Consider the following 18,180-nt stretch of genomic DNA (forward strand, 5'->3'; position numbering starts at 1 on the left):
GTGCGAGGGTTATATCGCGGCTCATGCAACACGCAGATGCCTCCCTAGGCCTGCCCTTCATGAAAATGCACGGGCTGGGCAATGACTTCGTGGTTATTGACCAACGGGGCAACGATACGCGTGTATCCGAGGCCCTCGCGCGCGCTTTGGGCGACCGCCATCGTGGCGTGGGATTCGATCAGCTCGCGGTTCTAAATGACGTGGCGGGCGCCGATATCGGCCTCACATTTTTCAATTCCGACGGGTCCACTGCGGGCGCATGTGGCAACGCCACACGCTGTGTGGCGCGATTCGAAATGGCGCGGCGGGGAATCACGTCTCTCTCCCTCAAAACCGAACGCGGGTTGTTGAGTGCCGAAGATGCAGGGAACGGCCTAACACGCGTGAATATGGGTGCACCGCTTCTAGAATGGCACGACGTGCCGCTTGCCCGTGAAATGGACACATTGGAGTTGCCCATTGACGGCAATCCCACCGCGACTGGAATGGGCAACCCGCATTGCACATTCTTCGTAGAGGACGCCGAATTGGTCGATCTGCCCAGTTTTGGCGCTGCACATGAAAAGCACCCTCTGTTTCCAGAGCGCACCAATGTGCAAGTCGCGCATCTGGTCGGTGAAAACCATCTGCGCATGCGCGTCTGGGAGCGCGGCGTCGGCGTAACACTGGCCTCCGGCTCGTCCTCCTGTGCGACCGCTGTGGCCGCCGCGCGGCGCGGCCTGACCGGCAACCAGGTGCGCATCGATCTTGACGGCGGGCGCATCGATATCGATTGGCGCGACGACGGCGTCTGGATGACCGGCCCCACAGCGCACGTGTTCTCGGGCCATCTGACGCCCGAATTTCTGGCCGCGCTATGAAGCCGCCAATTTTCTCCACCCACGGCTGCCGCCTGAACGCCTACGAGACAGAGGCGATGCGCGACCTGACACAAGGCCAGGACAATCTGGTCGTGGTGAACACCTGCGCGGTAACTGCCGAGGCCGTGCGCAAGGCCCGCCAAGACATCCGCAAACTGCGCCGAGAGAACCCGAACGCCCGCCTTGTCGTCACCGGTTGCGCCGCGCAAACCGAGCCCGAAACATTCTCTAACATGGCCGAAGTCGACAATGTGATCGGCAATACCGAGAAGATGAACCGTGCCACATGGGGCTTCCTGCCCGACACCGAAAAGGTGCAGGTCGACGACATCATGAGCGTCGAGGAAACCGCCGGTCACCTGATCGACGGCTTCGGCACCCGTGCGCGGGCTTATGTGCAGGTGCAAAACGGCTGCGACCATCGCTGCACCTTTTGCATCATCCCCTATGGTCGCGGCAATTCGCGCTCTGTCCCTGCGGGCGTCGTGGTCGACCAGATCAAACGCCTCGTCGACAAAGGCTATAACGAAGTAGTGCTGACCGGCGTCGACCTCACCTCTTGGGGTGCCGACCTTCCCGCCACGCCACAACTCGGCGATCTGGTGCTACGCATCCTCAAGTTGGTTCCTGACCTACCGCGCCTGCGCATCTCCTCCATCGATAGCATCGAGGTCGATCCCTCCCTCATGCAAGCCATCGCAACAGAGCCACGCCTGATGCCCCACCTGCATCTCAGCCTGCAAGCTGGCGATGACATGATCCTGAAACGCATGAAGCGCCGCCACCTGCGCGATGACGCAATTCGGTTCTGCGAAGACGCCCGCAAACTGCGCCCGGACATGACCTATGGCGCAGACATCATCGCGGGCTTCCCGACCGAAACGGACCCGATGTTCGAAAACTCGCTCAAGCTCGTCGAGGACTGCGACCTGACATGGCTGCACGTCTTCCCCTATTCCGCCCGTCAGGGAACGCCTGCCGCCAAGATGCCCGCCGTCAATGGCAAAGACATCAAAGCCCGCGCCGCCCGGTTGCGCGCCGCTGGTGAAGCGCAGGTTCAAAAACACCTCACCTCCCGCGTTGGCCTCACGCATAACATCCTGATGGAAAACCCGCGCATGGGCCGGACTGAGCAGTTCACCGAAACGCTGTTCGACACCGACCAACCCGTAGGCCAGATCATCCCCGCCCGTATCATCGGGACCGAAGGCACCCAGCTACGCGCATGAGTCTTCATCTTGGTGAAAATATTCCCGCCGGAGGCATCCCAATTCTCTACAGCTTCCGCCGTTGCCCCTATGCGATGCGGGCGCGTCTTGCTATTCACGCGGCTGGATTAACCATGCAGCACCGCGAAATAGTGCTGCGGGATAAAGCCCCCGAGTTTCTGGAAGCCTCTCCGAAAGGCACGGTGCCAGTTGTCATCGCATCTGATGTGGTGATCGAAGAGAGCCTCGACATCATGCAATGGGCGCTTGATCAGAACGATCCTGAAAACTGGCTACATAATCGCGAAGACAGTCTCGCGCTGATCGCGCAAAATGACGGACCCTTCAAGACTGCACTCGACCGGTACAAATACGCGAACCGGCACGACAACGATCCCGAAACATGGCGTGCGGCCGGAGCGAGCACTTTAGAGAGTTACGACTCTATTCTGGCCCAAAAGCCATATCTTCTTGGCGCGCAGCCTACTCTCGCGGACATAGCAATCTTCCCGTTTATACGGCAGTTCGCCAACACCGATCGCGCTTGGTTTGACGCAAAACCATGGCCGCATTTACACAGGTGGTTGGATGCACATCTCACCTCCGACCGCTTCGCCGCAATCATGGTGAAATATCCCAAATGGCAGGCAGGTGATCCGCCAACCCTTGCGCCCTTGGCCTAACACCGCCAAGGATAGCATCATGCATCCAAATCCCGCCTTTCGCCACGAGACAGCTAGCCGAAATATCGGCTTCGTCCGCGAGCGCGGGTTTGGCACTTTGGCCATCAATGGAGAGGATGGTCCGCTCACAGCCCATATTCCGATCCTGTTGAATGAAAACGGCCAGCAGGCAGAGCTACACCTTGTCCGCTCCAACCCCATCGCCCGCGCCTGTAAGGAGCCGCTAGATGCGGTAGTCACCGTAACGGGTCCGGACAGCTATATCTCGCCAGACTGGTACGGCGTCGAGGATCAGGTCCCGACGTGGAACTATGTCGCTATTCGAATCACGGGTACCTTGCGCCCCTTACCGCAAGATCAACTGCACCCGTTGCTAAATCGCCTTTCCGCACATTTTGAGGAGAACCTCCTCCCAAAAGCCCCATGGACTACTGACAAGATGTCCGACGGTGTTCTTGAACGGATGATGCGTCAGATCCAGCCGTTCCACTTCGAAGTCGCCAAAATCGATGGCACGTGGAAGCTCGGCCAGAACAAACCAGAAGACGCCCGATTAACTGCCGCAGACCATGTCGCGGGATACGGTATCGGGCAGGAAACACAAATCCTCTCCGCACTAATGCGCGGAGCCAAACCGGAGACCTCGAAATGAAGCTTTTTTCAAGCCCGACATCCCCCTATGTACGCAAGGTACTCGTCCTTTTGCGTGAAACCGGCCAACTCGATGACGTGGAAATGGAGCCAGTTGGCGGCACACCCGTTGATCCGGGCACGATGCCGCGTGATCTGAACCCGTTGGGAAAAATTCCGGCACTGGCGCTTGATAGCGGACAGCCCATCTATGACAGCCGCGTCATCTGCCGCTTCTTCGACGACCGCGTAAAGGCGGGGCTCTACGGTGAGGGCGATGACACATGGCAAATACAAACGCTTGAGGCCACGGCCGATGGCGTTCTTGATGCAGCAATTCTGATGGTTTACGAGGCTCGTATTCGACCAGAGGACAAGCAATTCGCGGCGTGGACCGAAGCCCAGTGGCGCAAGATAAGCACGACACTTGATGCTTTGGAGAAGTCTTGGATTGATGTTATCCCTTGGGACATTCTAAATGTCGGCCAGATCGCGACGGGTTGCGCCTTGGGCTACCTCGACTTTCGCCACTCCGACCGCAACTGGCGCGAGGGCCGTCCAAAGCTTGCTGCGTGGGAGGCTGAATTTGCCAAACGGGACAGCATGATCGCAACCGTTCCACCCGCTGGCTAGCAGTGGCCCAGATTGACCGCACAGACGACATTGCCACCTGCCTGAACATCAGGCGGGTGGTATTCATCGAAGGCCAAGACGTTCCCGAGGCCGAGGAGGTGGATGGCGAAGACCCCGACTGTATCCACTACCTTGCAAACGTGGGCGGCACCCCCGCCGCGACGGCGCGGGTTAAACCGCTTGGCCCCAAGGCAAAAATCCAGCGTGTCGCAGTGCTAGACGCTCATCGCGGAACCGGTTTGGGGGCGGAGTTGATGCGATTCATCCTGACCGACCTGCGCGCAGATTTCGAAGAGGCGGTCTTGGGATCGCAAACTCACGCCATCGGATTCTACGAAAAGCTGGGGTTCGAGGTTTTCGGACCAGAGTTCGACGACGCTGGAATTCCTCACCGTGATATGGCCCGCTCACTAACGGACTAGTTAGAGTGACGATTCATCATAGCGTCATGCACCGACGCCATTCCGCGCGCAGCAAGGTCACTGACCTCTGCCGCATGGGTTTGCAGAGCTTCCACCATTTTCGGGTCATCCGACGTCTGCGTCACGATTAATCCTTTATCTGTCGGCTCGATATCGGTGGTTATCCGCTCCGGGTGGTCAAACAAGTAGTCCAAGGTCGGGCTTTGGATCGGGATATGCGGATTGCGGCTTTCGTCAACACGGGCGATCATCCCGACAGCATGATTGAACAACGCCTCCAAAAGTTCGGGGTCGTCGGTTTCGGTGACTGTCCTGATTCCGTTGGGCAGGTTCTCCACCGTTCGTTCCAGAGATGTGTGCTCTGTGAACAATGCGCGTAGCTCTTCCACTTCCTCGGGTGTCGTGTCCCCACCATTCAGCATGGGCATTCGGACTTCGTCGTGGCCTTGGCCGCAGTTGTGGTGACCGGACATCATACCGTGCTGAGCAACCGCACCGCCCCACATCAAAATGCCCGCTGCTGCTGCAACAGAGAACACACACAGAATGTAGCGCTTATTCATGTGAACCCTCACCATTGACCGCGTTAATGTGAACCTATGCAACTAAACGGACAAAACAACCGCTAGACAATATCCCGCAACTGCCGATGCGCCTCTGCAATCGCAATTCCAGCCGAAATCGCCACGTTCAGGCTCCGCCCGCCACCCGGCATGGCTATTTTTACCCGCCCATCAGCGGCCTCGTGTACGTGATCCGGCACCCCGGCGCTTTCGCGCCCCACCAGCAGGCAATCGCCCTGTTGAAATTCGAAATCCCATAAATCAGTCGCGCCTTTGGTGGTCAAAAGCACCAGACGTCCCGGTTTTGCCGCCTCGAAGGCGTCCCAGCTGTCATGATGGTGAAGTTCGGCTTTTTCGCCGTAATCCAGCGCGCGTGATCTCAACAATTTTAGCGAAAAAGGAAATCCGCAGGGCTCGATAACGTGGATCGGAGCATCGAAGCAGACGCCCAAGCGCACCAATGACCCCAAATTCGGGGCTAAATCGGGCTCAAACGCTGCAATTTGGACATAGTGCGACAAATGGCTTCCCTTACAGTACGTTCATGGGTGGACGTGGGGGTACCTTAGAATATATCTAGCCCCGATATCCTGCGCCCTCGGTGCGGATTCTTCAATTTTACCGGCCGCACAAGCGGTCCGACAAGGGAGAAGTTCTCGTGTCCCACGCAGACGACCACAGCGGCGCAACCCGTCGCGACTTCCTGTACTACGCAACAGCGGGTGCAGGCGCAGTGACTACAGGGGCCGCCGTCTGGCCCTTGGTCAATCAGATGAACCCCTCCGCTGACGTGCAGGCTCTGGCCTCCATCGACGTTGATGTGTCCGGCATCGAGCCTGGTACGCAACTGACCGTCAAATGGTTGGGTAAGCCGGTTTTCATCCGCCGCCGCACCGCGGACGAGATCGAAGCCGCCCGCGCTGTCGCGCTGTCGGACTTGCCTGACACCGGCGCAGAAAACAACAACCTTGGTCCAGAGGCAGATGCCGAAGACCAAAACCGCACACTCGACGAAGATGGCGAGTGGCTGGTGATGATCGGCGTTTGTACGCACCTTGGCTGCGTGCCTTTGGGCGACGCTGGCGACTTTGGTGGCTGGTTCTGCCCGTGCCACGGGTCTCACTACGACACAGCTGGCCGTATCCGCAAAGGCCCCGCGCCGCGCAACATGCTGGTGCCTGTCTCTCAATTCACGTCGGAAGACGTGCTGAAACTCGGTTAAGGGAGAAACGATTATGGCTGGTATCCCACACGACCATTATGAGCCGAAATCCGGCGGCGAGAAGTGGCTTCACACGCGCCTGCCGATTGTTGGCTTGCTCTATGACACCCTGATGATCCCAACTCCAAAGAACCTGAACTGGATGTGGATCTGGGGCATCGTCCTGACATTCTGTCTGGTTCTGCAAATCATCACCGGCATTGTGCTGGCGATGCACTACACCCCACATGTCGATCTGGCCTTCGCGTCGGTCGAGCACATTACGCGCAACGTAAACGGCGGCTACATGCTTCGTTACCTGCACGCCAACGGCGCGTCGCTGTTCTTTGTGGCCGTATACGCCCACATCTTCCGCGGGTTGTATTACGGCTCTTACAAGGCCCCACGTGAAATCACGTGGATCATCGGCATGATCATCTACCTCGCCATGATGGGCACAGCCTTCATGGGCTACGTGCTGCCATGGGGTCAGATGTCCTTCTGGGGCGCGACCGTGATCACCGGCCTGTTTGGCGCCATCCCGGGCGTTGGCGAAATGCTGCAAACGTGGCTGCTGGGCGGGCCTGCTGTGGACAACGCCACGCTGAACCGCTTCTTCTCGCTGCACTACCTTTTGCCCTTCGTGATCGCCGGCCTTGTTGCCGTTCACATCTGGGCGTTCCACACCACGGGCAACAACAACCCGACCGGTGTTGAGGTACGTCGCACGTCGAAAGAAGACGCGGCGAAAGACACCGTTCCGTTCTGGCCCTATTTCGTGATGAAAGACCTGTTCGCGCTTGGCGTCATCATGATCGTCTTCTGGACAATCGTGGGCTTCATGCCGAACTATCTGGGCCACCCCGATAACTACATCGAGGCCAATGCGCTCGCCACGCCTGCGCACATCGTGCCGGAATGGTACTTCCTGCCCTTCTACGCCATCCTGCGGGCCTTTACCGCTGATGTGTGGGTCGTGCAGCTTGTGTCCTTCGTAACCGGTGGCATCGTTGACGCTAAGTTCTTCGGTGTGGCTGCTATGTTCGGCTCCATCGCCGTTATGGCGCTGGCACCTTGGCTGGACACGTCGTCGGTTCGTTCGGGCCGCTACCGTCCAATGTTCAAATGGTGGTTTGCGCTGCTGGTTGTCGACTTCTTCGTCCTGATGTGGGTCGGCGCACGTGATACCGAGTTCCCGCATGACTGGATCTCGCTGATCGCGTCGGCATACTGGTTTGGCTATTTCTTGGTCATCCTGCCACTACTGGGCGTTATCGAGAAGCCGCTGGCCCGTCCGGCGACGATCGAAGAAGACTTCGACGCGCATTATCCCGCCAAAGGCTCCGACGCTGTCGCGAAGCCTGCAGAGTAAGAGGAAGATACCGATGCTCAAAAAACTCTCACTCGCAACAGTCTCGGCTGTGGCTCTCGCTTCCGGCGCTTTTGCAGCTGGTGACGCGGGCCACACCCATGATGTGGATTTCTCCTACGAGGGGCCGTTTGGCACCTTCGATCAGAACCAGCTTCAACGTGGTCTGAAAATCTACACAGAGGTATGCTCGTCCTGTCACGGCCTGAAATTCGTGCCCATGCGCACGCTGGCAGATGAAGGTGGCCCTGCGCTGCCCGAAGACCAGATGAAGGCCTACGCAAAAGCGTTCCCGATCAACGACGAACTGTCGAATCCGAAACTCTTCGACAAAACAACCGAAGAGTATCGTACCTTGCTTCCGACGGACAATTTCCCGGCGCTTAATTCTGCCAATGCACCTGACCTGTCCTTGATGGCAAAGGCACGCGCTGGTTTCCACGGCCCAATGGGTACCGGGATCAACCAACTCGTGAACGGCATCGGCGGCGCCGAGTACATCGCGTCGCTTCTCACCGGCTATACCGGTGAAGAAAAAGAAGAAGCCGGCACCACGTTCTACGAAAACACCGCCTTCCCGGGCGGCTGGATCGCTATGGCGCCACCGCTATACGGCGAGGATGTCGAATTTGCCGACGGTCACTCCAACGAGTTGCACCACGAAGCAGAAGACGTCGCGGCCTTCCTGCGCTGGACAGCCGAGCCACATCAAGACGCCCGCAAGCGTACAGGCTTCGTCGCTGTGTTCTTCTTGGTTATCCTGACTGTGTTGCTCTACCTGACCAACAAACGCATTTGGGCACCGATCAAGCGCAAAGACTAAGCGCTTTCGCTAAAGACTTTGAAAGGCGCGTCCCTCGTGGCGCGCCTTTTTCTATGCGCGCCACGAAAGGTGTTGTGAACCGGGTGAAGTGGCACCATCTTCATCACAAGCGACTAATGGTATAAAACCGGAGCAAGCCGATGAAACATCTACTGACCGCAATCCTGTGCTGCCTACCATTCACGCTCGCCGCTGAAGAAGTTGGTCGCGTCGGGGTGGACTGGGTCGGCAACGACATCATCATCGAAGCTATTCCCGATCCTGACGTGGAGGGCGTGACCTGCCACATCGCCTATTTTGACCGGAGCCTGATCGACCGCCTGTCCAACGGCAACTGGTTCGAGGACCCTTCAAACGCGTCCATCGATTGCCGCCAGACGGGGCCGATCTCGATTGGTGATATTGACCGGTCCGACGACGGCGAAACGGTCTTTCGCGAAGGAAGGTCAGTCATCTTTAAGTCCCTGCGCCTGTCGCGCATCTACGACGATGAGAATCAGGTGTTGATCTATCTGGCACATGGCAACGAGCTAACTCAGGGCTCTGCAAAGATGTCGATCTCGACTGTGCCGCTCTATCAAGCCCAGTAAGTCAGCCGCCAAGATAGGCCCGCAACGCCTCCGGCGGGGTGTCCAGAAACGGTCCTGTGGGAACAGGTGCATGAGCGATCCCATCGGCGACCAAAATCGTGCTGCCATCCAACTGCCGTGCGTCTTTGGGGTCGTGGGTCACCATCAGGACCGTTAACCCGCGCTCCTCAGCGATTTCCACCATCAGGGCCAGCATCTCGACCCGCAACGCGGGACCAAGGGCGGCAAAAGGCTCGTCCAGCACCATCACCGGCTTGTCGCGCAGCAACACCCGTGCCAGCGCCACACGGCTTTGCTGTCCGCCGGACAGGGCCGCGGGCTTGCGCGCCTCGAAGCCGCTAAGTCCGACTCGCGCCAAGGCCTCCGCAACGCGGGTGTGCTCTTGCGCTGACAGCTTCAGACTGGGTTTCACCCCAAGCCCGACATTCTGCGCTACCGTTAAATGCGGAAACAAGTTGCTGTCCTGAAACACCATAGCTAGTGGCCGCTCGGCGGGGGCGGCTTTGGTGATGTCGACACCCTCCCACAAAATGCGACCGCTGGTGGCAGGAACAAACCCCGCCAGCGCCGACAAGAGCGTCGATTTCCCCGCGCCGGATGGCCCGATCACAGAAACCATCGCGCCGGGTTCGATGGAAAAATCCGCGCTCAGTGAGAAGTCCCCCTGCACGATCTCCACCTCGTCAAATGTCAGCATCCACGCGACCTCCACGATCAAACAGCCAGAACAAGGTCAGACTCAGCACCAACAGCACCAAGGCCGCGGCGAACGCCTGTTCCATCCGATAGGCCGTCATCAGATTATACAGTGCCAGCGGCAACGTCGCGCGACTAGGATCAGCGAACAGGGTGATGACGCCCAGATCCCCCATCGACAACGCCGCTGCTAGTCCGGCGCCAAAGCCCAAAGGGCGACGCAAGCGCGGCAGCACCACGATCTTCAGCCGCGCCCACCCCGACAGCCCCAGAGAGGCTGCCAGACGCCCATAATCCGCCTCGACCTGACGCAATGCAGGCGACAAGGCGCGCAAGGTAAACGGCAAACTCATCGCCGCGTTCACGACGATTGTAACTGGCAAGGCAAGCAAAACAGGGTCTATCCAAAGGTAAGTCAGGATAAACAGTCCCGTGCCGATCACCAAAGGCGAAGCCGCCACGGACAGATATCCGACAGCCTCAAACCCTCGCCCCCACCTTAGCGACAGCAACGCCAGCGCAAGGGCCAAAACAACCGTCAAGACGGCAGAACTCACCGCGACCCACACCGATCGCCACGCCGCGCCCAAGATGCTCAGCGACAAATCAGGCAATCCCGGCAGCCCCTTCGCTACAATCATCGCCAAAGGCGTGATCAAGAATAACGCCACAACGGCAATAGCAAACCCGTCCAAAACCTTGGAGCCGTCATTGCGTGGCACGACACGGTCCAGCCCCGCGCCCTGCCCCGCAGGAACGGAAACCGTCAGCGACACCAATGCCAGCACCGCGCAGATGGCGAACTGCACCAATCCCAGCAGCGCCGCCTTGCCAAGGTCGAAGTCAAACCGGAACGCTTGGTAAATCGCCAGCTCGATCGTCGTCGCTTTCGGCCCGCCGCCCAAGGCCAGCGCCACTGCGAAGCTGGTCGTGCAGATCAAGAAAATCACCATGACCACACCGGGCAAAACCTCCCGCAGCATCGGGCGCTCCAGATGCCGCGCAATATCGCGTGAGGTGAAGCCAAGCGACTGTGCCAAGCGGAACCGCTCCGCCGGAATGGATAGCCAGCCTTGCAGGATCAACCGCGTTGCCAAGGGCAAGTTAAAGAACACATGCGCAAGGATCACACCATGCCATCCGTATATGGAAACAGGCTCTAATCCAGCCCAAACCAGCGCATCCGATACTATCCCACTCCGACCGTAAACCGCCAGCAAGCCCAGTACCGCAACGATTACCGGCAAAATAAATGGTGCGCCCAGAATGGTAAGTAACGCCCCCCGGCCCCAAAACTGCCGCCGTGCCAACGCGCGGGCGACGGGGATCGCGCAAACCGCGCTTAGCACCGCCGACACCGCCGCTTGCCACAGCGTAAACCGCACGGCAGACCAGTCGGAACGCGACAGCGCCGACATTTCTTCCGCCCGCCACGCAACCGCGCCGAGCGTGCCTAGTGTCAGCACCAATAGCAGGGCAACCACCGCCGCCCCGCCGAAGGTGGACAGGCTTACTGGCTGAACGCGCTCAGCCATTCGTCCAGCGCGGCATCGCGCAATTCAGCGGCTTCATCTTCTGAGTAGAACAGCGCCTTTTCAGGCATATCCAACTTCTTGAACCCATCCGGCAGCTTGTCCGCGTCCAGTTTCGCAGGGAAGGACCAGTTGGCCGTCGAAATCATTGACTGAAACGTCTCCGACAACACGAAATCCATGAATGCCTGCGCCAGTTCCGGCTGACTAGAGCCTTTCACCTGCGCCGCCAGTTCCGTCATGAAGTAATGCCCCTCGTCAAAGATCGCCGCGCGTTTCGTTTCATCCTCCTCCGCGATGATGTGATAGGCGGGCGACGTGGTGTAGCTCAGCACCATATCGGCCTCGCCGTCGGTGAACATGCCGTAGCTTTCCGACCAGCCCTTGGTGACCGTCAGCGTCTTGCGCGCCAGCTTGTTGAACGCCTCCTGACTGTCATCGCCATAGACCGCCTTGACCCAAAGCATCAAAGCTAGGCCAGAGATCGAGCTACGCGGGTCCTGCAACACCACCTTGGTGTCTTCATCCGCCAAAAACGCGTCAAACGTGGTCGGCGCATCGGCCATCTTCTCGGTGTTGTAGATGAACGCCGTGTGACCCCAGTTGAACGGCAGGAACACGTCATCCGTCCACTCAATCGGCAAAGTCAGATCACTGGTATCCTGCCCATGAGGCAAGAATAGACCCGTTTCACGCGCCTTTTTGGTCACATCGGTGTTCAGCCCGATCACAACATCCGCCTTGGTCCGCTCGCCTTCCAGCAACAGACGCGGAAGCACATCGCCCGCCACATATTTCACGTCGCAAGCGCACGTCTCTTCAAACGCCGCCTCGATCTTCGGGCCGGGGCCCCATTCGCTGGTAAAGTAGTCAGGCGCGTAGATCGTCAGCACGGGCTTGTCCTCGGCAAATGCCGAGCCAGCCAGTGCAATCAGTCCTACGCTCAGAAGGGTCTTTTTCATCTCATTCCTCCAAAACGCCGGACGGAGTGGGGAGTGAGAGCATCTCAAACCTTCCCTCCGCCGGTCTTAACCGGTTCAGGTTCAACGGGTCAGCTTGCGCTATCTCAGCCAGTGATGGCCCCCCGAGGTATCGTGATATGTAAGCCCCAGCCACCACATCGGCAAGGCGAAAGGTCTTGAGGGCGGCGTGAGCCACCGCTAGACCACTGCCAAAAGGGAGACACCCCATGTCGATGAACAGCTTTGGCCATCTTTTCCGCGTGACCACTTGGGGCGAAAGCCACGGGCCTGCGCTTGGCGCGACCGTCGACGGCTGCCCCCCCGGCGTTCCTTTGACGGCCGAGATGATTCAGGTCTGGCTCGACAAGCGCAAACCCGGTCAAAACAAATACACCACCCAGCGCCGCGAAGCGGACGAGGTGCGCATCCTGTCCGGCGTGTTTGAAGGCGTCACGACTGGCACACCGATCCAGTTGATGATCGAGAACACCGACCAGCGCTCCAAGGATTACGGCGACATTGCCGAAAAATTCCGCCCCGGCCACGCCGACATCACCTATTGGACCAAATACGGCATCCGTGACTATCGCGGCGGCGGTCGCTCCTCTGCCCGCGAAACTGCTGCCCGTGTGGCGGCAGGTGGCGTGGCTCGGGAAGCGATCAAGATGCTTGCTCCCGATCTGAAGATCACCGGCTTCATGGTGCAGATGGGCGAGCACAAAACCGACAAGCGCGACATGGATCAGATCGACCAGAATCCGTTCTGGGTGCCTGATGCCGACGCGGCCGCTACATGGGCCGACTATCTGGACGGGTTGCGCAAGTCCGGCAGTTCCGTTGGTGCTATGATCGAAGTCGTCGCCCAACACGCTCCCGCTGGGCTAGGCGCACCCGTTTATGCCAAGTTAGACACTGATTTGTCTGCCGCCATGATGTCGATCAACGCGGTCAAAGGCGTCGAAATCGGCGCAGGAATGCAAGCCGCCATGCTCACCGGAGAGGCCAACGCGGACGAGATCAGCATGGGGCCGGACGGCCCCGTCTACAGCTCCAACCACGCAGGCGGCATCTTAGGCGGTATCTCCACGGGTCAGGACATTGTCGTGCGCTTCGCCGTGAAGCCCACAAGCTCGATCCTCACCACCCGCAAGACGATCACCAAGTCCGGCGAGAATACCGAGATCATCACCAAAGGCCGCCACGACCCCTGCGTCGGCATCCGCGCCGTTCCCGTGGGCGAGGCGATGATGGCCTGCGTGATCCTCGACCATATGTTGCTGCACCGTGGCCAAATCGGCTCTAACCAAGGCAAAATCGGTTAAATTATCTTCTGCTTCGCCAGCTGCACTGCAAGGATGCCACCGGCGATAATCAGCACGCCGACGAAATCGGTCATGCCGATGCTCTCGCCAAGCAGCACAGCCGCGATCCCGACGCCAAAGACAGGGTTGAGGAAGTGGAACGTCGACGCCTTCACTGCCCCGACGCGGCCTACCAGCATGAACCAGACCCATGTCGCCAAAAGCCCGGGCACCAACGTGGTGTAAACGAACGCCGCGATCCATGTCGGGCTCAAGGTCACATCCCATGTCTCCAACGGCACCGCGACGGCAAATAGGCAGGCCGAGCCGACCAGCATTTGCAGGCCGACGATCATCAGCACATTCCCGCCCGACGCGGCCCCTTTCACCGACAAAGTCGCAAAGGTCAGCGCCATCGCCCCGATCAGGCAGAACACCACGCCTAAAACATCAACGCCGCCGCTGATCCGGCTGCCCATGATCAACACAACGCCCGCGATCCCCGCGACCAATCCGATCATGCCCATCAGCGGCACGCGGTCCTTGAACACCAGCCATCCCACCAATGCTACCAACAGCGGCATGGTCGAGGCAATGATCGCCGCAAGCGACGCCTCGATCCATTGCATGGCGACGAAATTTAGACCCAAATACAGCGCATTCTGACAGATCCCGAAGATCCACGTCGCCCGCCATTGCGCACGGCTCAACTTCCACGTTTGACCCAACATTTTAGCGATCAGTATGCCAAGCAATCCGGAAATCAAAAACCGCAAACTCAGCGAATAGAGCGGTGGGGCGTCAGCCACGATTATCCGCGCCGAGGTGAAGGCGCTGGACCACATCAGGGCAAAGGCCAGCCCCATCAAAATCGCTCTAAAATCCACGCCGAAATCCTTGCCTGTTTCGCGGCACTGTCACGCGAATAGGCGCAAAAGAAAAGGGCCGCCCGAAGGCGACCCCTAATTCTGTAAACGTATCCGGCGATTAGCCGTTAACGCTGTCTTTCAGAGCTTTCGCGATGGTCATTTTGACCACTTTGTCAGCGTCTTTAGAAATCTGCTCGCCAGTGGCGGGGTTGCGAACCATACGTGCCGGACGTTCGCGGCAGTAGATTTTGCCAACGCCGGGCAGGGTCACTGCACCGCCGCCGGATACTTCGCGGGTGATGATTGCGATCAGGCCGTCCAAGGATGCAGCTGCGCCCTTTTTGTCTGTGCCTGCTTCTTCAGCCAATGCTGCGACCAATTGTGTCTTGGTCATAGGTTTCGTTGCCATGAGCTCTGCTCCCTCTCTATTGCCCCACCTTTGGGGTGTTATCGCGAGAACCTAACTGAATATTGCGGGGTCGCACAACAATTAGTGTGCAAAAACCCCTTCTTTTTCACGTTTTTTCGCGGTTTACCTAGGGTCAAAGGAACGCAGTTTCGGCAAAACTGCGTAATTTCCGCGAATGGAGCCGTTCCAAAGGCATTTCCCGAAGATGCTCCATCGCCCGAATTCCGATCAAAAGATGCCGCGAAACCTGCGTTTTATAGAAGTCTGACGCCATTCCTGGCAGCTTCAACTCCCCATGCAGCGGCTTGTCGGAGACACAAAGCAGCGTCCCGTACGGCACCCTGAACCGGAACCCGTTGGCGGCAATCGTCGCGCTCTCCATATCCAGCGCGATCGCGCGGGACTGGCTTAACCGCTGAACCGGACCGGACTGGTCACGCAGCTCCCAGTTGCGGTTGTCGATGGTCGCAACAGTCCCGGTGCGCATGATCCGTTTCAGATCGAACCCTTCGAATTGCGTGATCTCGGCCACACTCTTCTCTAGCGCGATCTGGATCTCCGCCAGCGCCGGAATTGGCACCCAAACCGGCAGGTCATCATCCAGCACGTGATCCTCGCGCAAGTAGGCATGCGCCAGCACGAAATCACCCAGACTTTGCGAGTTCCGCAAGCCCGCGCAATGCCCGACCATGATCCACGCATGAGGCCGCAACACCGCAATATGATCGGTTGCGGTTTTCGCATTGGACGGCCCCACCCCGATATTAACCAAGGTGATGCCAGACCCGTGCTTGCGCTTCAGGTGATAGGTCGGCATTTGCGGTGTTTTCTCGGTCACGGGGATCGAGCCTTCAGGGTCGGTCAGCACATGGTTTCCGGTGCTCACGAATGCCGTGTAGCCGCTGTCCGGATCCGCCAGCATCTGCCGCGCGTAAGCCTCAAACTCTTCGACGTAGAACTGGTAGTTGGTAAACAGGACATGGTTCTGAAAATGCTCGGCCTCGGTCGCCGTGTAATGCGACAGGCGCGCCAGCGAATAGTCGATCCGTTGCGCGGTGAACGGCGCCAGCGGAGCGGGCGATTCCAGCATTTCCGCCAGCGTGCCATTTACGATGTCATCATTCGTTGTCGCCAGATCCGGCACGTCAAACACGTCGCGCAGGGTGAATTCCATCGCGCCATCTTGCGGCACGGTGAGGTCAGTCGCATTTGCAACGGCGAAGTGCATCGGCATAGGCGTCGAAGACGGCCCGATTTCCACCGAAACCCCGTGATTGTCGATCAGCAACTGTATTTGCTGCTCAAGGTAGTATTGAAACAAGTCCGGCCGCGTTACGGTTGTCGAGTAGGTACCGGGTTTGGCCACGTGGCCAAAGCTCAGGCGGCTGTCGATCTTGGCAAAGCTCTGCGTGGTGATCCTGATTTCAGGGTAGAATGCGCGGTAACGCTCGGCGGGCGGGTTGCCCACAAGGCTATCGCGGAAGCTCTGCGTCAGAAAGGAAGTGGCCGTGTCGTAAAGCTCCTGCAACCGCTCAACCGCCGCTTTGGGGTCGCTAAACAGCTCCGCAGCCGCAGTGTCGGGAGTACGAAAGGGTAGATTGGCATCAGTGCCGTTCATTGAGTTTCCTCTATCAAATCTGTCAGTTCAAATTTGGTCACGTCCACCAGCCCCAGATCGGATATCCGAAGCGATGGAATGACCACGAGCGCCAGCAGCGAGTGCTGCATATACGCGTTGTTCAATGTACAGCCGCAGGCCTGCATGGCCGCGACCATTTTGTCGGCTTTGGCCGCGACTTCTCTCGCGGGCCGGTCGGACATGAGGCCCGCAATCGGCAGCTCGACCAATGCCAGTTCTTCTCCGTCTTTCCAAACGGTGACGCCGCCGCCGACCTCCGCCAAGCGGTTCGCCGCCAGCGCCATCTGCGCGCGGTCGGTGCCGACGACGATCATGTGGTGGCTGTCATGCGCCACGGTCGATGCCATCGCCATGTTGCCCTCGTACCCGAAGCCTTCCACCAGCGCGTTGACCACGTCACCGGTGCCTCTGTGACGCTCCACCAAGGCAATCTGGCAAACTGCGCCTTCCGGCTCTAATAGACCCTGTTTCACCGCAACCTTGCGTTTCAGCGCCTCCGTCGGTGCTTGGTTTTCCACCACGCCAATCACCTTGGCCGTGACCGCCTCCACCCCGTCAGGTGCCTTAATCTCGAAATCCGCCGCGCTCAACTCGCGTCCCAGATGCACCGTCTGCCGCGCATCATCAGGCCAGTCCAGATGCGGGCAGGTCACGGTAATCTCGCCCGCTTCCGCCACGGTCCGCCCTTGCGCAATCACCCGCTCAATCGGCAGTTCCCGCAAATCAGACGTCACAATCAAATCCGCTCGCCGCCCCGGCGCGATGGAGCCCAACTCCCGCTCCAACTCGAAATGCGTTGCGGTGTTGATTGTCGCCATCTGCAACGCCACCAACGGGTCGCAACCGCATTCAATCGCATGGCGCACCACGCGGTTCATATGCCCGTCATTAACCAACGTGCCGGAATGGCAATCATCAGTGCATAGGATAAAATTCCGCGAATCCAGCCCCTTTTCCGTCACCGCCGTGATCTGCGTCTCCACATCATACCAAGCCGAGCCCAGCCGCATCATCGACCGCATCCCCTGCCGCACCCGCGCAATCGCGTCCGCTTCACAGGTGCCTTCATGGTCATCCGCAGGGCCACCGGCGGCATAAGCATGAAAGTCAGGCCCCAAATCGGGCGAGGCATAATGCCCGCCCACTGTTTTCCCCGCATTCTGCGTCGCTGCAATCTCCGCCAGCATCTGCTGGCTGCCGCTCACCACGCCGGGGAAATTCATCATCTCCCCCAACCCGATTATGCCCGGCCATGTCATCGCCTCTGCCACATCATCTGGGCCAATCTCATACCCTGTGGTTTCCAAACCGGGCGCAGACGGCGCACAGCTTGGCATCTGCGTATAGATCGAAATCGGCTGGATCAGAGCCTCATCATGCATCAGCTTGACACCCCGAAGCCCCAGCACATTGGCAATCTCGTGCGGGTCGGTGAACATCGTCGTGGTGCCATGCGGGATCACGGCGCTGGCAAACTCCGCAGGCGTCAGCATCCCCGATTCAATGTGCATATGCCCGTCGCACAGCCCCGGAATCAGGTAACGCCCGCCCAGCTCGATCACATCCGTATCCGGCCCGATGCAATGCGTCGCATCCGGCCCGACATAGGCAAACCGCCCGGCACTGATGGCAACCTGCCAGCCGTCCAGCACCTCCCGCGTGTGTACGTTCACGACTTTCCCGCCACGCAGAACCGTGTCCGCAGGCGCACGACCAGCCGCAACGGCAACCAAGGTTGCAGCGCTGTCGGCCCATGATTTGAGGGGTTGGTGTTCCATGTTCCAATTGTC

The 18,180-nt window shown here is 59.0% G+C and carries 20 protein-coding genes and 1 riboswitch; of the genes, 11 read left to right on the forward strand and 9 right to left on the reverse strand.

What is annotated here, in order from left to right; all coding sequences use genetic code 11:
• Positions 1 to 23: 23 nt before the first annotated feature.
• The 6 genes from dapF to BDE40_RS16470 are packed head-to-tail and all read left to right on the forward strand — an operon-like array spanning position 24 to position 4,436.
• Positions 24 to 860 carry a diaminopimelate epimerase gene (dapF, locus tag BDE40_RS16445; protein WP_134016409.1) on the forward strand — a complete coding sequence of 279 codons (837 nt, stop codon included), beginning with the start codon at positions 24 to 26 and terminating at the stop codon, positions 858 to 860.
• The gene (gene mtaB, locus BDE40_RS16450; RefSeq protein WP_134016410.1) at positions 857 to 2,089 is read left to right on the forward strand and encodes a tRNA (N(6)-L-threonylcarbamoyladenosine(37)-C(2))-methylthiotransferase MtaB; all 1,233 of its coding nucleotides are present in this window, start codon (positions 857 to 859) and stop codon (positions 2,087 to 2,089) included. Before dapF ends, mtaB begins: the two co-directional genes overlap by 4 nt.
• The gene (locus tag BDE40_RS16455; RefSeq protein ID WP_134016412.1) at positions 2,086 to 2,751 is read left to right on the forward strand and encodes a glutathione S-transferase; all 666 of its coding nucleotides are present in this window, start codon (positions 2,086 to 2,088) and stop codon (positions 2,749 to 2,751) included. The genes mtaB and BDE40_RS16455 overlap by 4 nt, the downstream gene beginning before the upstream one ends.
• A 19-nt stretch (positions 2,752 to 2,770) precedes the next feature.
• Positions 2,771 to 3,403, forward strand: a complete 633-nt coding sequence (locus BDE40_RS16460; RefSeq protein ID WP_134016414.1) for an FMN-binding negative transcriptional regulator — start codon at positions 2,771 to 2,773, stop codon at positions 3,401 to 3,403.
• A complete protein-coding gene (locus BDE40_RS16465; protein WP_134016416.1) occupies positions 3,400 to 4,014 on the forward strand; it encodes a glutathione S-transferase in 615 nt (204 codons plus the stop codon). Before BDE40_RS16460 ends, BDE40_RS16465 begins: the two co-directional genes overlap by 4 nt.
• Before the next feature lie 2 nt (positions 4,015 to 4,016).
• Positions 4,017 to 4,436, forward strand: coding sequence for a GNAT family N-acetyltransferase (locus BDE40_RS16470; RefSeq protein ID WP_134016418.1), 420 nt, complete (start codon positions 4,017 to 4,019; stop codon positions 4,434 to 4,436).
• Here the strand turns inward: BDE40_RS16470 and BDE40_RS16475 are convergent.
• Positions 4,433 to 4,999 (reverse strand): hypothetical protein, encoded by a 567-nt coding sequence (locus tag BDE40_RS16475; RefSeq protein ID WP_246030490.1) that lies wholly within the window; start codon positions 4,997 to 4,999, stop codon positions 4,433 to 4,435. The genes BDE40_RS16470 and BDE40_RS16475 overlap by 4 nt on opposite strands.
• Positions 5,000 to 5,061: 62 nt before the next feature.
• The gene (locus tag BDE40_RS16480) at positions 5,062 to 5,520 is read right to left on the reverse strand and encodes a tRNA (cytidine(34)-2'-O)-methyltransferase (RefSeq protein WP_134016420.1); all 459 of its coding nucleotides are present in this window, start codon (positions 5,518 to 5,520) and stop codon (positions 5,062 to 5,064) included.
• A gap of 137 nt (positions 5,521 to 5,657) precedes the next feature.
• Between BDE40_RS16480 and petA the strand changes: the two genes are divergently transcribed.
• From petA to BDE40_RS16500, 4 genes are all read left to right on the forward strand, one after another.
• Positions 5,658 to 6,221 (forward strand): ubiquinol-cytochrome c reductase iron-sulfur subunit, encoded by a 564-nt coding sequence (gene petA / locus BDE40_RS16485; protein WP_134016422.1) that lies wholly within the window; start codon positions 5,658 to 5,660, stop codon positions 6,219 to 6,221.
• Between the two features lie 13 nt (positions 6,222 to 6,234).
• Complete coding sequence (gene petB / locus BDE40_RS16490) at positions 6,235 to 7,572, forward strand: cytochrome b (protein ID WP_134016424.1); 1,338 nt, start codon at positions 6,235 to 6,237, stop codon at positions 7,570 to 7,572.
• Between the two features lie 13 nt (positions 7,573 to 7,585).
• Positions 7,586 to 8,392, forward strand: a complete 807-nt coding sequence (locus BDE40_RS16495; RefSeq protein WP_134016426.1) for a cytochrome c1 — start codon at positions 7,586 to 7,588, stop codon at positions 8,390 to 8,392.
• 140 nt (positions 8,393 to 8,532) lie between these two features.
• A complete protein-coding gene (locus tag BDE40_RS16500) occupies positions 8,533 to 8,982 on the forward strand; it encodes a CreA family protein (RefSeq protein ID WP_134016428.1) in 450 nt (149 codons plus the stop codon).
• Between the two features lies 1 nt (position 8,983).
• On the opposite strand, the gene BDE40_RS16505 is transcribed toward BDE40_RS16500, so the two are convergent.
• From BDE40_RS16505 to BDE40_RS16515, 3 genes are read right to left on the reverse strand one after another with little or no spacing between them, the layout of a single operon-like run.
• Positions 8,984 to 9,679: a thiamine ABC transporter ATP-binding protein gene (locus BDE40_RS16505; RefSeq protein WP_134016430.1), complete on the reverse strand. Its 696-nt coding sequence runs from the start codon at positions 9,677 to 9,679 to the stop codon at positions 8,984 to 8,986.
• Positions 9,666 to 11,213, reverse strand: coding sequence for a thiamine/thiamine pyrophosphate ABC transporter permease ThiP (locus BDE40_RS16510; protein ID WP_134016432.1), 1,548 nt, complete (start codon positions 11,211 to 11,213; stop codon positions 9,666 to 9,668). The genes BDE40_RS16505 and BDE40_RS16510 overlap by 14 nt, the downstream gene beginning before the upstream one ends.
• Positions 11,189 to 12,172, reverse strand: coding sequence for a thiamine ABC transporter substrate-binding protein (locus BDE40_RS16515; protein WP_134016434.1), 984 nt, complete (start codon positions 12,170 to 12,172; stop codon positions 11,189 to 11,191). The genes BDE40_RS16510 and BDE40_RS16515 overlap by 25 nt, the downstream gene beginning before the upstream one ends.
• A gap of 35 nt (positions 12,173 to 12,207) precedes the next feature.
• A riboswitch (TPP riboswitch) is annotated at positions 12,208 to 12,307 on the reverse strand.
• Between the two features lie 92 nt (positions 12,308 to 12,399).
• Here BDE40_RS16515 and aroC point away from each other — a divergent pair.
• Positions 12,400 to 13,494: a chorismate synthase gene (gene aroC, locus BDE40_RS16520; RefSeq protein ID WP_134016436.1), complete on the forward strand. Its 1,095-nt coding sequence runs from the start codon at positions 12,400 to 12,402 to the stop codon at positions 13,492 to 13,494.
• Here the strand turns inward: aroC and BDE40_RS16525 are convergent.
• From BDE40_RS16525 to ade, 4 genes are all read right to left on the reverse strand, one after another.
• On the reverse strand, positions 13,491 to 14,360 hold the full coding sequence (locus BDE40_RS16525; RefSeq protein ID WP_134016438.1) for a DMT family transporter: 870 nt from the start codon (positions 14,358 to 14,360) through the stop codon (positions 13,491 to 13,493). The genes aroC and BDE40_RS16525 overlap by 4 nt on opposite strands.
• Positions 14,361 to 14,460: 100 nt before the next feature.
• Positions 14,461 to 14,751, reverse strand: a complete 291-nt coding sequence (locus BDE40_RS16530) for an HU family DNA-binding protein (protein WP_073144880.1) — start codon at positions 14,749 to 14,751, stop codon at positions 14,461 to 14,463.
• A gap of 133 nt (positions 14,752 to 14,884) precedes the next feature.
• On the reverse strand, positions 14,885 to 16,369 hold the full coding sequence (locus BDE40_RS16535) for an AMP nucleosidase (protein WP_134016440.1): 1,485 nt from the start codon (positions 16,367 to 16,369) through the stop codon (positions 14,885 to 14,887).
• Complete coding sequence (gene ade / locus BDE40_RS16540) at positions 16,366 to 18,168, reverse strand: adenine deaminase (protein ID WP_134016442.1); 1,803 nt, start codon at positions 18,166 to 18,168, stop codon at positions 16,366 to 16,368. The genes BDE40_RS16535 and ade overlap by 4 nt, the downstream gene beginning before the upstream one ends.
• Positions 18,169 to 18,180: the final 12 nt, after the last annotated feature.

The organism is Litoreibacter halocynthiae (assembly GCF_004365635.1).
Lineage (GTDB): Bacteria > Pseudomonadota > Alphaproteobacteria > Rhodobacterales > Rhodobacteraceae > Litoreibacter > Litoreibacter halocynthiae.